Genomic DNA, 14335 nt, shown 5'->3' on the forward strand with positions numbered 1-14335 from the left:
GGGTTGGCGGGCCTCAGTTCCAGTATCAAAAGTTTTCACCGGATGCTTTGAGGCATCTGGTGAAAACAAAGTTAGCTGGCATGGAAATCAACCTTCTCGGTTTTTTGCCCGCCCTGTTGTCAGGCGATCGTAATTCGTCAGCCGGTTTAAAATTCGTTATCATCCGCACCCACTCTCCCTCCGGGTAGCCTGATGTCCAAGATTATCGATACCTTTATCGCCCCGCCGTGCCATGAGCAGATCGAGATCCTCTATCAGGACGAGAGTCTGGTGCTGATCAACAAACCCACCGGGTTACTCAGCCTGTCGGGGAAAAATCCGCAAAATCTCGATTCAGTGCATCATCGGCTGGTACAGCAATTCCCCGGCTGCACGTTGATCCACCGCCTGGATTTCGGCACTTCCGGGCTGATGGTGATTGCCCGCAATAAGGCTATCAATGCCGCCCTCTGCCAGCAGTTCAGCCAGCGTACCGTGACCAAAGTGTACAGCGCACTGCTGTGCGGGCATCTGGCCGATAACGAAGGGGTGATAGACGCAGCGATTGCCAAAGATCCGGCGTTGTTCCCGCTGATGTCGATTTGCGCCATCCACGGCAAGCCCGCTCGCTCCGGCTATCAGGTCATTGAGCGCTTTTATCATGAGTTGGCAGACGGAACGTCACTGCCATTAACGCGGGTGCAGCTAACCCCGGAAACCGGGCGTACTCATCAACTGCGCATCCACTGTCAGCAATTGGGCCACCCTATTTTGGGCTGTGACCTGTATGGCGGTCTCCTGCTGCCCGGCACCGAACGGACCCCGCGGCTGATGCTGCACGCCAGTGAGCTGCATTTTGTTCATCCTATCAGCCAAGAGCCGATCAAAGCCCATCACGCCAGCCCGTTCTGAAAGCGAAAGTATCTATTATTAGCGCCCTCTGCTTCCCCTGCGTGAAACCCGCAAAAGATCATCGGCTTCCCCCGTAACATCGCTGCAAGCCCTTGGCTCTGGTGTATACTCGGGTTTCTACGCCATGCCAGCCAAAGCGGCTTTGGATCAGGCCCGTTTCAGCCGGAACCTGACGCCTATTCTGCCCTCCAGCCAGCTCCACACCAGCCCAATTTAGTGGAACTACCATGAGCCAAAACACCGCTCGTATCAGTGAGATTATCGACAACGCCAAGGTCTCGCCTTACCAGATCCTGATCCTCAGCCTGTGTTTTCTGATCGTCCTGCTGGACGGTTTTGATACCGCCATCATTGGCTATATCGCCCCCGCGCTGCGCGAAGAGTGGGATCTGCTGCCTGCGCAGTTATCCCCCGCCTTTGGTGCCGGGTTGTTCGGGCTGCTGCTCGGCAGCCTGATCTTCGGTCCGATCGCCGATGCCATCGGCCGCAAACGGGTGTTACTGGTTTCGATACTGATTTTTGGCGGGGGGACTTTGGCCTCGGCCTATACCCATTCCATTGAGTCGCTGACCCTGCTGCGGTTAATTACCGGCATTGGTTTGGGGGGCGCGATGCCCACCTGCATCACCCTCAGTTCAGAGTATTCGCCGGCACGCCGGCGGATGATCATGGTCACCCTGAGCTGGAGCGGTTTCACCGCCGGTCTGGCCCTGGGCGGCCTGCTGGCCGGGCAGATTATTCCGGTGTTCGGCTGGCGTGGCGTGCTGATGTTGGGCGGCATAGCGCCGTTATTGCTGCTGCCGTTGCTGGCCTGGCAGATGCCCGAGTCGGTACGCTTTATGGCCTCCAGCCCGAAACATGCCGCTGGCCTGCGCAAGGTGGTTGAACGTATCACTGGCAAAAGCTGGGCTGGCGTAACGATCCTCGATGACGAGCGCCCAACGCAGGCGCGGTCGCCAATGACCCATCTGTTCACCGAAGGTCGCGCAGTGCGGACCCTGCTGCTGTGGGCCGCGTTCTTCTGCTCGCTGTTCGTGTTTTACCAGCTCACCAGTTGGCTGCCGAGCATTCTCAAGGACGCCGGTTACGATATCGTTCACGCATCACGCATTGGCGCGATGCTGCCACTGGGCGGGACTCTCGGGGCAATCCTGATGGCGCTGCTGATGGACCGCGCCGGCCCTTACCGGGTGCTGGCCCTGTCCTACCTGGGTGCCGCGCTGGTTGTCGGCGCTACCGGCTATCTGATGGGGGACGTCTACACGCTGGCCGCCACCGTGTTCCTTGTCGGCTTCGGTGTGGCAGGCGCACAGAACGGTTTGAATCTGGTTTCCGCCACTATCTACCCCACTGCGGCTCGCGTCACCGGGGTAAGCTGGGCGATGGCGAGTGGCCGCTTCGGCTCCATTGTCGGCTCCATGCTCGGTGCCTGGATGATTGCCGCTGCAGGTTCCCCGGAGACGTTCTTTATCTGGCTGGCGCTACCGGTGTTGGTGGGTTCTGCCGCCATCTTCCTGCTCTACCGGCTCAGTTTGAGCCGCCGGGCATCTGCGCATGACCCTGCGTTGCCCAACTGAACAAATAAAAAAGGGGCCAAGGCCCCTTTCCGTTATTCCGCTTTCGCGGTGGTCGCATCGTTGCGATACAGATGAACGTCCATCTGCGGGAACGGAATACCGATGTTGTTGGCATCCAGCGCGCGCTTGAAGTTCTCCATCAGATCGAAGTACACGTTCCAATACTCGGCATTGGTGGTCCAGGAGCGGGTCACGAAGTTCAGTGAAGAAGGCGCCATCTCGTTCAGACGCACGGTCACGCCTTTGGCGTGCATGATGCGCTTGTCAGCGGCGATCACATCGCCCAGTACCTTTTTCACCACATCGATGTCGGCGTTATAAGCCACGCCAACCACGATATCCACACGGCGGTTCGGCTCGCGGGAATAGTTGATGATGTTGCCGGCGATGATTTTACCGTTCGGTACCACGATGGTTTTGTTGTCTGCGGTGCGCAGCGTGGTGGAGAAAATCTGCACCTGGTCGACGGTACCGGCTACGCCGCCCAAGTCGACATACTCACCGGCACGCAGTGGACGGAAGGCCACCAGCAGCACGCCAGCGGCGAAGTTGGACAGTGAGCCCTGCAGCGCCAGGCCGACGGCCAAGCCTGCGGCACCCAGCACGGCGATCACCGAGGTAGTCTGTACGCCTACGCGCCCCAGCACTGCAATAAAGGTGAAGGCCAAAATGCCGTAACGCGCCATGGCCGACAGGAAATCGGCTACCGTGGCATCGATGCCGCGCAGCTTCATCACGCGGTTTACCGCATTGCTGACTACCCGTGCAATGATCGAACCAATGATGAAAATAACAATCGCCGCGACGATGTTCACCGCATACTGAATCAATAAATCCTGGTTCTGCACCAGCCAGTTACCGGCACCATTAATGCCGTCTACTACATTCAGATCTTTCATTCGTGTCGTCCTAACTTTTCCCTAAGGGGATAAACTCGCAAAAAAACTGACATCTGGCGTCAGTCGGAAACCACCGCCCTAGGTTAACTAACATTTCCGCAGCATGCCAACCGTAAGCGGTAAAAATCGCCGAACTTCCTCTATGCTGAACATAGCGCTATCGCCTTTTTAACGATAAGGAACTTCGCTCGTCATGCAGATGCCATCGTCGATTCAACACTATTGGCGGGTTCGCCCCAGGCTGCTGCTTTCCGTGGCTGCGGGCATCCTGTGCTACCTGCTGCTGCCGGACAGGCTCGGTCAATTGCAACGCCTGATGCTCGGCTGGAACCTGCTGGCCTGGTGCTACCTGCTGTTTCTGTGGCGGTTGATGCTGGTCAGCACGCCGAAGCATATCCGCCAACTCGCGCGCACGCAGGATGAAAGCGCCAGTAAAGTGCTGGCGCTGGTCAGCATTGGCTGCATGGTGAGCATTCTGTCGATTCTGTTTGAGCTCAGTACCACCAGGCAGGTCAGCGACTCGCTGAAAACACTGCATCTGGCGCTGACCGGCGCCACGCTGGTGGTGTCCTGGCTGCTGCTGCCCACCGCGTTCACCATGCACTATGCCCATCAATTTTATCGTCAGGGCGCGCAGCAAGATCCTCTGCCACTGCTGTTTCCCGGTGACCTCAAAGAACCGACCTATTGGGACTTCGCTTATTTCTCGTTCACCATTGCCGTCGCGTCGCAAACCGCCGACGTGGCGGTCGGCGCGGCCGAGGTGCGCAAAATCGCCCTGCTGCAATCGGTAATTTCCTTTGTCTTCAACCTGATCATCCTCGGGTTGTCGATCAACGTTGGCGCCAGCCTGCTGAGCTAGAAATAGAAAAGGCTCCCCGAGGGGAGCCTTCATGTAGAGCTAACAGCTAACCGAGATTACAGAACGTCTACTGCGTTCAGATCTTTGAAAGCCTGTTCCAGACGAGTAATCATCGAAGTCTGGGCTGAACGCAGCCATACGCGTGGGTCGTAGTATTTCTTGTTCGGCTTGTCAGCACCTTCTGGGTTACCCAGTTGGCCTTGCAGATAGCCTTCGTTCTTTTTGTAGTACTGCAGGATGCCGTCCCAGGTTGCCCATTGGGTATCGGTATCGATGTTCATTTTGATCACGCCGTAACCTACGGACTCTTTGATCTCTGCATCGCTAGAACCGGAACCGCCGTGGAACACGAAGTTCAGGCTGTTGTGCGGCAGGTTATATTTCTTGGAAACATAGTCCTGAGAATCGCGCAGGATGGTCGGGGTCAGTTTCACGTTGCCTGGCTTATAAACGCCGTGCACGTTACCGAAGGACGCTGCGATAGTGAAGCGTGGGCTGATCGCATTGAGTTTTTCGTATGCGTAAGCCACGTCTTCTGGCTGAGTGTACAGGGAGGATGCGTCCATATGGCTGTTGTCCACGCCATCTTCTTCACCGCCGGTGCAGCCCAGTTCGATTTCCAGGGTCATACCGATTTTCGCCATGCGAGTCAGGTATTTGCTGCAAATTTCGATGTTTTCTTCCAGGGACTCTTCAGACAGGTCGATCATGTGGGAAGAGAACAATGGTTTGCCGGTAGCGGCGAAATGCTTCTCGCCAGCGTCCAACAGGCCGTCCAGCCATGGCAGCAGTTTCTTCGCGCAGTGGTCGGTGTGCAGAATAACCGGCACGCCGTAATGCTCAGCCATCTGATGAACGTGGTGTGCACCAGAAATCGCGCCCAGAATTGCTGCACCCTGTGGAACGTCAGTCTTCACGCCTTTGCCGGCGATAAACGCGGCACCGCCGTTGGAGAACTGAACGATAACCGGAGCGCGTACCTTCGCGGCTGTTTCCAGCACGGCGTTGATAGAGTCGGTACCCACACAGTTAACTGCTGGCAGAGCAAAGTTGTTCTCTTTAGCTACTGCGAATACTTTCTGAACGTCATCACCAGTGATGACACCCGGTTTTACGAAATCAAAAATTTTAGACATGTTACTTTGTCCTGTTTCGTCGGCCGTAGATGGATGTAAATCGATTTTTCATGCCGCGCCGCCTATGCCGCGCGGTATAAAATAAACGGGCGACTTTCGCCTCCCGTTGTCTGAATTACTGCTTAGCGCGCTCTTCCAGCATCACAACTGCCGGTAACGCTTTGCCTTCCACGAATTCCAGGAAGGCGCCGCCGCCGGTAGAGATGTAGGAAATCTTATCCTCGATACCGAACAGATCGATAGCCGCCAGCGTATCACCACCACCAGCGATAGAGAATGCCTCGCTGTCTGCGATAGCGCGCGCGACAATTTCGGTACCCTTACGGAAGTTAGGGAACTCGAATACGCCAACCGGACCATTCCACAGAATGGTTTTGGCTTCTTTGAGCAACTTGGCCATAGCCAGCGCGGTTTCGTCACCGAAGTCCATGATCTCTTCATCATCGTTGACTTCACTGACTTTTTTCAAGGTGGCAGGTGCAGTTTCAGAGAACTCCGTACCTACGCGAGAATCGGTAGGAACCGGAATTTTAAACTCGTCACGCAGTTTTCTCGCTGCATCGACGAAGTCAGGTTCGTACAGAGATTTACCGACGTTGTTATCGATAGCCACGAAGGTGTTGGCGATACCGCCGCCCACGATCACCGTATCGGCGATTTTCACCAGCGAGTTCAGCACATCGAATTTAGTCGAAACCTTAGAACCGCCAACCACGGCAACCATCGGGCGAGCCGGGCTTTTCAGCGCTTTGCCCAGGGCTTCCAGTTCTGCAGACAGCAGCGGGCCAGCACAGGCGACAGGTGCAAACTTGCCCACGCCGTGGGTGGAAGCCTGCGCACGGTGTGCCGTACCGAAGGCGTCCATCACATACACGTCGCACAGCGCCGCATATTTTTTGGAAAGAGTTTCGTCGTCTTTTTTCTCGCCCTTATTGAAACGGACGTTTTCCAGCACTACCAGTTCACCTTCTGCAACGTCAACACCTTCCAGGTAGTCTTTAGCCAGACGAACCGGGTTTTTCAGGTGTTCTTTCAGATAGTTGACCACAGGCAGCAGGGAGAATTCTTCGTTGTACTCGCCTTCGGTAGGACGACCCAGGTGGGAAGTTACCATCACGCGGGCGCCTTGTTTCAGCGCAGCTTCAATAGTCGGCAGGGAGGCACGGATACGTGCATCGGAAGTCACTTTACCGTCTTTCACTGGAACGTTCAGATCGGAGCGGATCAGAACGCGTTTACCGGCCAGATCCAGATCGGACATGTTAATTACAGACATGGTGAACCCTCTTGGTTGATTCTCTAGAAACTATAAAGTTGCCTGAGCGGCGCATCGGTCGTGCCGATGCCGCCGTACTAGAAACCGCTTGCGGCCATTGCCCGTGTTGTATCCAACATCCGGTTGGCAAAGCCCCATTCATTATCACACCAGACCAAGGTCTTGATCAGGTGCTGACCGCTGACCCGGGTCTGCGTACCGTCGACGATAGCGCTATGCGGGTCATGGTTAAAATCGATCGAGACTAATGGTAGTTCCGTATAGTCAACTATACCACGAAATGATCCCCGTGCGGCCATTTGCAGCAGCTGGTTGACCTCTGTCACCTTCACCGCCGAACTGACGCTGACGCTGAGATCGATGGCCGTCACGTTGATGGTCGGCACGCGCACGGAAATCGCTTCGAAACGATCGCAAAACTGCGGAAAAATACGGGTGATGCCCGCGGCCAGCTTGGTGTCGACCGGAATAATCGACTGGCTCGCCGCACGGGTACGCCGCAAATCCTGATGATAGGCGTCTATCACCGGCTGATCGTTCATCGAAGAGTGAATGGTGGTCAGGGTGCCCGATTCGATGCTGTAGGCATCGTCCAGCAGCTTGATCACCGGAATAATGCAGTTGGTGGTGCATGACGCATTGGAAACAATGCGGTGTTCTGCCAGCAGCGTCTGATGGTTGACGCCGAACACGATGGTGGCGTCCAGATCGTTACCGCCTGGGTGGGCGAACAACACTTTTTTCGCCCCCGCCGCCAGATGGGCTTCGCCATCTGCCCGGCTGCCGTACACACCGCTGCAGTCCAGTACCACGTCGACACCCAACTCTCCCCAGGGAAGCTGTTCCACCGCCGGCTGATGCAGCAAGCGAATGGTGTCGTCCCCGACGGTCAGCATGTCGCATTCCTGGCGAACATCCCAGGCAAAGCGGCCATGGCTGGAGTCGTATTTCAGCAGGTGGGCCATCCCCTCGGCGTTTGCCAATTCGTTGATCGCCACCACGGAAATCTCCGCTCTTCGTCCCGATTCATACAGTGCGCGTAAAACGCTGCGGCCAATGCGGCCAAAGCCGTTTATCGCTATGCGGATTGTCATGCTGCTCCTGAAAAAGGGCCTTCCCTCACCGGGCGTACTCACCGTTGTCGAGAGGGCGCTGACTGGGTTATCTGGATAACCCGCATAGAGTACTTTAGCGCACCACCCGCTGTGAATCGTCGCATTGCATTATTCCTTCGACCCGGCAGTGGTTTCACCGGCTTCACTCCGGCATTTCAGTTGAAAACAACCACAACTGAAACGCTTCAGCTGAGCATAAACCAAAGTTTTACCAAAAGGAACAGATGCGACAGTCTGCCTGACAACCGAACGACACTTTGCGGGAATAAGATGATCTAGCGCACACTTTTTCCTGGCCAATCCTTAGCGACGCGCCAGGTATTCTGACAATAACGAGGCTTCGCCATAATGCTGACGGAAATATTCGCGCAAAAATTCGACCGTCACCCGCACCTTGGCCGAGGTCGCCAGACGCGAAACATACACCGCCCAGATATCTGCCGGCTGGTAATAGTCAGGCAACAGATGCACCAGCCGACCGTTCTCAATACTCTCCCTCACGTCCCAGAACGAGCGTAGCGCCACGCCCTGCCCGTTCAGACACCATTGATGCACAATTTCGCCGTTGTTGGATGACAGTCCGCCGGTCACTTTCACGACCTCCTCGCCCTGCGGCCCCTGTAGCCGCCACAGGCCAAAGGGATGATCGCGTTCCTTGATTGCCAGGCAGGCACGTCCGGAAAGCTCCCCCAGATTCTTGGGCGTACCGCAGCGCCGCAGGTATTCCGGCGAGGCGCACAAAATACGCTGGTTCTGTGCCAGCTTACGGGCGATCAGATTGGGCGCAATGTCATCACCAATGCGGATATCCAGGTCAAAGCCTTCACTGACCAAATCCACCAACCGATCGGAAACATCCAGGCGCAGCTCCAGCGCCGGGTACTGCAGCGACAAGGCCGACAGCGCAGGGCCGACAAAACGCCGGCCGAAACCAAAGCTGCTGACAATACGCAGCGTGCCCTGCGGCGCTTGCCGGGCATCGGACAGCTCATCCATCATTTGGTCAACGTCGTTCAAAATGCGCAACGCCCACTCATAAATACGCTCGCCATCTTCAGTGATCGCCACCCGCCGCGTGGTCCGGTGCAGTAAAGACACCCCCAGCGCCTTTTCCAGCAGGGCGATACGCTTGCTGATGAACGCCGGTGAAACCCCTAACTCGTCGGCTGCGGCGGCAAATCCGGCGCGACGTGCCACTAACACAAACACCCGCAGGTCACTGAGGATCGGAATATTATTCATGATTCGTGTTTTATGTTTCACCGTTTCCAGCATTGATTAACAGTTAGTCAATTATAGGATGGAGGGGATGTCAATTACCTCTACCGACAAGTGAGACCCTATGAGCAAAAGCTATAAAATCGCCGCCATACCGGGAGACGGCATAGGCCAGGAAGTGATGCCGGAAGGCATTCGCGTTTTACAAGCTGCGGCGGCACGCTGGGATCTGTCCCTGCAGTTTGAAACCTTCGAATGGGCCAGCTGTGATTATTATCTGCACCACGGCAAGATGATGCCGGACGACTGGTTCCAGAAACTGCAAGGCTTCGACGCCATCTATTTTGGCGCCGTCGGCTGGCCGGACAAGGTGCCGGACCATATTTCGCTGTGGGGATCACTGCTGAAGTTTCGCCGCGATTTCGATCAATACGTGAACCTGCGCCCGGTGCGGCTGTTCCCCGGCGTGCCCTGCCCGCTGGCGAATAAAAAACCGGGTGATATCGATTTTTACGTGGTGCGTGAAAACACCGAAGGGGAGTACTCCTCACTCGGCGGCCGGATGTTTGAAGGCACCGAGCGCGAAATGGTGATTCAGGAATCGGTATTCACCCGCCACGGCGTTGACCGCATCCTGAAATACGCTTTTGAACTGGCACAACAGCGTCCACGTAAGACGCTCACCGCCGCCACCAAATCCAATGGTATGGCCATCAGCATGCCTTACTGGGATGAGCGTGTGGCCGCCATGGCGCAGCAATATCCGGAGATCAACTGGGACAAACAGCACATTGATATTCTGTGTGCCCGCTTCGTGCTCCAGCCCGAACGCTTCGACGTGGTGGTGGCTTCTAACCTGTTCGGCGATATCCTGTCCGATCTTGGCCCGGCCTGCGCCGGCACCATTGGCATTGCACCTTCGGCCAACCTCAACCCCGAACGTAACTTCCCGTCGTTGTTCGAACCGGTGCACGGCTCAGCACCGGATATTTTTGGCAAAAACATCGCTAACCCAGTTGCCATGATCTGGGCCGGAGCCATGATGCTGGACTTCCTCGGGGAGGATGAACCACGCTACCGTCAGGCCCATGACGGCATTCTGGCCGCCATCGAACAGGTTATTGCCAACGGACCACGGACGCCGGACATTCACGGCCATGCCACCACTCAACAGGTCGGCCAGGCGATCGCCACCCTACTGCTCTCTTAACCGTCCTCCCCTATACCATCCGCAGGGTGTTACCTAATACCCTGCGTTGTCATGCCCCACTTTGTCTTGCGCTTTGTACTGCAGCATCACCGCTGAAAACCACACAAATTCTCACGGCAAGATCACAACAAATTATTCACATACTGTGTTTTATCCCTTCACAGATCCCCTAATTGTGGCGATTGGTTAATTTGTGCACACTCAAAAATGTTAAGGAAGGGTAACTATCTGCGGTACCAAAGGTATCGGACATCCGCCCTACGTGGTCTGACAAAAGAAACGGCACGATGCCAAAAAGACCGATGCGCAAGGTTAATTGTCTGCCGCGGCCTACCACAAATACAGGAGTTCACACCATGGAGAACGCCCCTAAAAAGGATGTCATGCTTATTGCCATCAGCCTTTGCAGCATCACGCTGATTGCTATTTTCCTGACGCTCTTCCCGGCTCAGTCCGAACTGCTCGCCAATATCATTTTCAATGCGGTCACCCGGCTGTTCGGTTCCATCATTCAGGTTCTGATGCTGCTGGCACTGCTGGTGGTGCTTTATTTGGCATTAAGCAAATACGGCAATATCCGTTTAGGCGAAGGCAAACCGCAGTACTCCACTCTGGCCTGGCTGTTTATGTTCATCTGTGCCGGGTTGGGTTCCTCCACCCTCTACTGGGGCGTGATGGAATGGGCCTATTACTACCAAACGCCGGGGCTGAATATTGAGCCACGCAGCCCAAAAGCGTTGGAATACAGCATCAGCTATTCGTTTTTCCACTGGGGACTGAGCGCTTGGGCAACCTACGCGCTGGCCTCATTGATCATGGCCTATCATTTCCACGTGCGTAAAAACAAGGGATTGAGCCTGTCTGGCATTATTGCGGCCATTACCGGCGTACGCGCCAATGGGCCGATTGGACGAGCCGTAGACCTTATTTTTCTGGTCGCAACGGTGGGCGCACTGACTATCTCGCTGGTATTGACCGCCTCCACCTTTACCCGTGGGCTGACAGCGTTAACCGGCATTCCCGACACCTTTACCGTGCAGGCAACGGTGATCCTGCTGGCTGCGGTAATTTTCTGCCTCAGTTCCTACATCGGCATCGACGGTGGCATGCAGCGGCTGAGTAAAATGGTCGGCTGGGGCGCTTTTATCTTCGCTGCGCTGGTACTACTGGTCGGCCCAACCGAATTCATCATCAACAATACCGTTAACGCCATCGGCCTGACGACGCAGAACTTCCTGCAAATGAGTCTGTTTACCGACCCTATGGGTGACGGTAGCTTCAATCGCAGTTGGACAGTGTTCTACTGGCTGTGGTGGATTTCTTATACACCCGGCGTCGCCATGTTTGTGACCCGAGTTTCTCGCGGACGCAAGATCAAAGAGGTCATTTGGGCCTTGTTGGTCGGCAGCACCCTCGGCTGCTGGTTTTTCTTCGGTGCGCTGGAAGGTTTCGCCATGCACCAATTCATCAGCGGCCAGTTAGACGTGCCGGAGATCCTCAATACTCAGGGAGGCGAAACGGCAGTGCAAATGCTGCTGATGTCACTGCCGCTAGGCAAACTCTTCCTGGCTGGCTATCTGTTTGTCATGATTATTTTTCTGGCGTCACACATGGACGCCGTTGCCTACGCCATGGCCGCCACCAGCACCCGCAATCTGCAAGAAGGCCAAGATCCCAGCCCAATGCTACGCCTGTTTTGGTGCGTAGTGATCACCCTGATTCCGCTGGCGATCCTGTTTACCGGTGCCTCACTGGACACCATGAAAACCACCGTCATCCTGACCGCGCTACCGTTTCTGGTAGTACTGCTGATAAAAACCTACGGTTTCTCCCGCTGGTTAAAACAGGACTACGCCGCCATACCGGCAAACCTGATTGACAGCAGCCCCCCAGCGCAGAGCGAACCGCCGGCCGTCAGCCCGGTAAGTAACACGACTATCGTCTGAACCACCCCTACGGAATAAAACCAATAAGAGGAAGGTTAACCATGAGCAATCTGACCCCTGCATTCATCTTACCCAAGGACTTCTGCGCCGATGCCAGCGAGGCATACACCATTCCGGCCCAGTTCTATACTCACTCGACGGCGTTCGAACATGAGAAAGAGCAGATATTCGCCAATAGCTGGATCTGCGTCTCGCACGGCAGTGAAGTGGCTCAGCCCAATGATTACATCACCCGAGAAATCATCGGCGAGAGCATTCTGGTGGTACGTGGCCGCGACAAGAAACTGCGCGCCTTTTATAACGTCTGCCCGCACCGTGGCCACCAATTGTTGACGGGTGAAGGCAAAGCCAAAAACGTCATTACCTGCCCCTATCACGCCTGGGCGTTCAAACTCGATGGTGAGCTGGCACACGCACGTAACTGTGAAAACGTACATAATTTCAATAAAGGCAACGCACATTTGATGCCACTGCGGGTAGAAGAATACGGTGGGTTTATTTTTATCAACATGAACTCACAGGCCGGCAGCGTAGAAGATCAACTGCCTGGACTGGCAACCAAAGTGCGCGAAGCCTGCCCGACGGTGGACGACCTGAAACTGGCGGCACGCTTTACTACGCGTACCCCGGCCAACTGGAAAAATATCGTTGATAACTATCTCGAATGTTACCACTGCGCACCGGCACACCCCGGCTTTGCCGACTCTGTGCAGGTCGATCGCTACTGGCACACCCTACACGGCAACTGGACGATGCAATTTGGCTATGCCCGCCCTTCCGAACAGTCATTCAAATTCGAAGAAGGCAAAGACGCCAGTTTCCACGGCATCTGGTTGTGGCCGTGCACCATGTTCAACATCCCCCCGCTGGAAGGCATGATGACGGTGATTTATGAATTCCCGGTCGATGCGGAAACTACCCTGCAGAACTATGACATTTACTTCACTAATCAGGATCTGACCGCCGAACAGCAGCGGCTGATCGAATGGTATCGCGACGTGTTCCGTCCGGAAGATCTGCGGTTGGTCGAGAGCGTGCAGAAAGGACTCAAATCGCGCGGCTATCGCGGCCAGGGACGCATTATGGCTGACGGTGCGGGCAGCGGCGTCAGTGAACACGCCATCGCGCATTTCCATCATCTGGTGGCTCAGGTATTCCAATCTTGAATGCGTCAGGGTCTACCCGCGCTCTGGAGTTTAGATTATGTCCAGCTATCAGATGTTCGAGGTCAGCGTTATCGATATCGAACCCATTACCGCACAGGTAAAGCGCTTCACTCTGGCGGACCGACAGGGGCGCCCCTTGGCTGCGTTCAGCGGCGGCAGCCATATCATCGTACAGATGCAACAGGGGGAACGGCGTTACAGCAACGCCTACTCCCTGCTCAGTTCCCCTTTCGACTTACAGCAGTATCAGATTGCTGTGCGGCGCGAGCCGCACTCTAAGGGGGGATCGGCTTTCATGCACGACAACCTGCGGATTGGCGATACGCTGACCATCAGCACGCCGAATAATCTGTTTGCGCTGGCGCCGGATGCGAAGCACCACCTATTGATTGCGGGCGGCATCGGTATCACGCCGTTTATGGCGCAGTTGCATGAACTGCATCAGCGTGGCCAAGGTTACCGGCTGCACTACTGCTTTCACAGTGAGGAACATAATGCCTTTCAATCTCAGTTGGAAACGTCACCGTTTGCCGAGCATATCCGCTGCCACATCTCTAGCCAGGGTAGCCGTTTGGATCTGAAGCATTTGCTGGCCGATGTAGAACCCGGCGCTCATATCTACGTATGCGGCCCTCCTTTGCTGAACGAAGCGGTATGGCAGACGGCCTCGGCGTTGGGAATTGCCCCAGCACGTCTGCATCGCGAAGCCTTTAGTGCCGCTGACAGTCAGGGCGGTGCCTTCACCCTGGTGCTGGCCCGTTCCGGTACTGAACTGGAGGTGGCAGAAGACGTCACCATTTTACAAGCGCTGGAAAACAGCAAAGCAGCAAAAGTGGAATGCCTGTGTCGAGAAGGGATTTGCGGCACCTGCGAAACGCGGATTATTGAGGGTGAGGCAGACCACCGCGATCAGTACCTGAGCGAGGAAGAACGACAAGCACAGCAAAGCCTGCTGATTTGCTGCTCACGGGCCAAGGGGAAACGGCTGGTGCTGGATTTGTAATTGAGTACACCGCGCCCCATTATGGGACGCGGTGTT

Annotated in this window: 12 protein-coding genes; 7 read left to right on the forward strand and 5 right to left on the reverse strand. The window is 55.7% G+C overall.

Annotated features, from left to right (window positions below):
• Nucleotides 1-192 precede the first annotated feature (192 nt).
• Both ACSOSI_RS21325 and ACSOSI_RS21330 read left to right on the forward strand, forming a co-directional pair.
• Complete coding sequence (locus ACSOSI_RS21325; RefSeq protein ID WP_112363476.1) at nt 193-891, forward strand: RluA family pseudouridine synthase; 699 nt, start codon at nt 193-195, stop codon at nt 889-891.
• A 227-nt stretch (nt 892-1118) separates the two neighbouring features.
• Entirely contained in the window at nt 1119-2468 is a 1350-nt protein-coding gene (locus ACSOSI_RS21330; RefSeq protein WP_476706100.1) for an MFS transporter, read from the forward strand.
• A gap of 32 nt (nt 2469-2500) precedes the next feature.
• Here ACSOSI_RS21330 and mscS read toward each other — a convergent pair whose 3' ends face one another.
• Nucleotides 2501-3367 carry a small-conductance mechanosensitive channel MscS gene (mscS, locus tag ACSOSI_RS21335; protein WP_017893892.1) on the reverse strand — a complete coding sequence of 289 codons (867 nt, stop codon included), beginning with the start codon at nt 3365-3367 and terminating at the stop codon, nt 2501-2503.
• 193 nt (nt 3368-3560) lie between these two features.
• Between mscS and ACSOSI_RS21340 the strand changes: the two genes are divergently transcribed.
• Nucleotides 3561-4229 (forward strand): DUF1345 domain-containing protein, encoded by a 669-nt coding sequence (locus tag ACSOSI_RS21340; protein ID WP_012146645.1) that lies wholly within the window; start codon nt 3561-3563, stop codon nt 4227-4229.
• A gap of 56 nt (nt 4230-4285) precedes the next feature.
• Here the strand turns inward: ACSOSI_RS21340 and fbaA are convergent, their stop codons facing one another.
• From fbaA to ACSOSI_RS21360, 4 genes are all read right to left on the reverse strand, one after another.
• Nucleotides 4286-5365, reverse strand: coding sequence for a class II fructose-bisphosphate aldolase (fbaA, locus tag ACSOSI_RS21345; protein WP_012146646.1), 1080 nt, complete (start codon nt 5363-5365; stop codon nt 4286-4288).
• Between the two features lie 115 nt (nt 5366-5480).
• Entirely contained in the window at nt 5481-6641 is a 1161-nt protein-coding gene (gene pgk, locus ACSOSI_RS21350) for a phosphoglycerate kinase (protein WP_012146647.1), read from the reverse strand.
• 77 nt (nt 6642-6718) lie between these two features.
• Nucleotides 6719-7735 (reverse strand): erythrose-4-phosphate dehydrogenase, encoded by a 1017-nt coding sequence (gene epd / locus ACSOSI_RS21355; RefSeq protein WP_012146648.1) that lies wholly within the window; start codon nt 7733-7735, stop codon nt 6719-6721.
• A 324-nt stretch (nt 7736-8059) separates the two neighbouring features.
• Nucleotides 8060-9019 carry a LysR family transcriptional regulator gene (locus ACSOSI_RS21360; protein ID WP_314725715.1) on the reverse strand — a complete coding sequence of 320 codons (960 nt, stop codon included), beginning with the start codon at nt 9017-9019 and terminating at the stop codon, nt 8060-8062.
• A 79-nt stretch (nt 9020-9098) separates the two neighbouring features.
• Between ACSOSI_RS21360 and ACSOSI_RS21365 the strand changes: the two genes are divergently transcribed.
• The 4 genes from ACSOSI_RS21365 to ACSOSI_RS21380 all read left to right on the forward strand — a co-directional run bounded on the left by ACSOSI_RS21365 (nt 9099) and on the right by ACSOSI_RS21380 (nt 14299).
• Nucleotides 9099-10184 carry a tartrate dehydrogenase gene (locus ACSOSI_RS21365; RefSeq protein WP_261132562.1) on the forward strand — a complete coding sequence of 362 codons (1086 nt, stop codon included), beginning with the start codon at nt 9099-9101 and terminating at the stop codon, nt 10182-10184.
• A gap of 356 nt (nt 10185-10540) precedes the next feature.
• The gene (locus ACSOSI_RS21370) at nt 10541-12130 is read left to right on the forward strand and encodes a BCCT family transporter (protein ID WP_261132564.1); all 1590 of its coding nucleotides are present in this window, start codon (nt 10541-10543) and stop codon (nt 12128-12130) included.
• Between the two features lie 41 nt (nt 12131-12171).
• The gene (locus tag ACSOSI_RS21375) at nt 12172-13296 is read left to right on the forward strand and encodes an aromatic ring-hydroxylating oxygenase subunit alpha (RefSeq protein ID WP_261132566.1); all 1125 of its coding nucleotides are present in this window, start codon (nt 12172-12174) and stop codon (nt 13294-13296) included.
• Between the two features lie 37 nt (nt 13297-13333).
• Nucleotides 13334-14299 (forward strand): PDR/VanB family oxidoreductase, encoded by a 966-nt coding sequence (locus ACSOSI_RS21380; RefSeq protein WP_261277283.1) that lies wholly within the window; start codon nt 13334-13336, stop codon nt 14297-14299.
• Nucleotides 14300-14335 lie beyond the last annotated feature (36 nt).

Source organism: Serratia sp. AR11 (assembly GCF_056376275.1).

Excerpts from the sequence above, each read along its gene's own strand:
- ACSOSI_RS21325 (WP_112363476.1), top strand. The coding sequence starts at position 193 with ATGTCCAAGATTATCGATACCTTTATCGCCCCGCCGTGCCATGAGCAG.
- ACSOSI_RS21330 (WP_476706100.1), top strand. The coding sequence starts at position 1,119 with ATGAGCCAAAACACCGCTCGTATCAGTGAGATTATCGACAACGCCAAG.
- mscS (WP_017893892.1), bottom strand. The coding sequence starts at position 3,367 with ATGAAAGATCTGAATGTAGTAGACGGCATTAATGGTGCCGGTAACTGG.
- ACSOSI_RS21340 (WP_012146645.1), top strand. The coding sequence starts at position 3,561 with ATGCAGATGCCATCGTCGATTCAACACTATTGGCGGGTTCGCCCCAGG.
- fbaA (WP_012146646.1), bottom strand. The coding sequence starts at position 5,365 with ATGTCTAAAATTTTTGATTTCGTAAAACCGGGTGTCATCACTGGTGAT.
- pgk (WP_012146647.1), bottom strand. The coding sequence starts at position 6,641 with ATGTCTGTAATTAACATGTCCGATCTGGATCTGGCCGGTAAACGCGTT.
- epd (WP_012146648.1), bottom strand. The coding sequence starts at position 7,735 with ATGACAATCCGCATAGCGATAAACGGCTTTGGCCGCATTGGCCGCAGC.
- ACSOSI_RS21365 (WP_261132562.1), top strand. The coding sequence starts at position 9,099 with ATGAGCAAAAGCTATAAAATCGCCGCCATACCGGGAGACGGCATAGGC.
- ACSOSI_RS21370 (WP_261132564.1), top strand. The coding sequence starts at position 10,541 with ATGGAGAACGCCCCTAAAAAGGATGTCATGCTTATTGCCATCAGCCTT.
- ACSOSI_RS21375 (WP_261132566.1), top strand. The coding sequence starts at position 12,172 with ATGAGCAATCTGACCCCTGCATTCATCTTACCCAAGGACTTCTGCGCC.
- ACSOSI_RS21380 (WP_261277283.1), top strand. The coding sequence starts at position 13,334 with ATGTCCAGCTATCAGATGTTCGAGGTCAGCGTTATCGATATCGAACCC.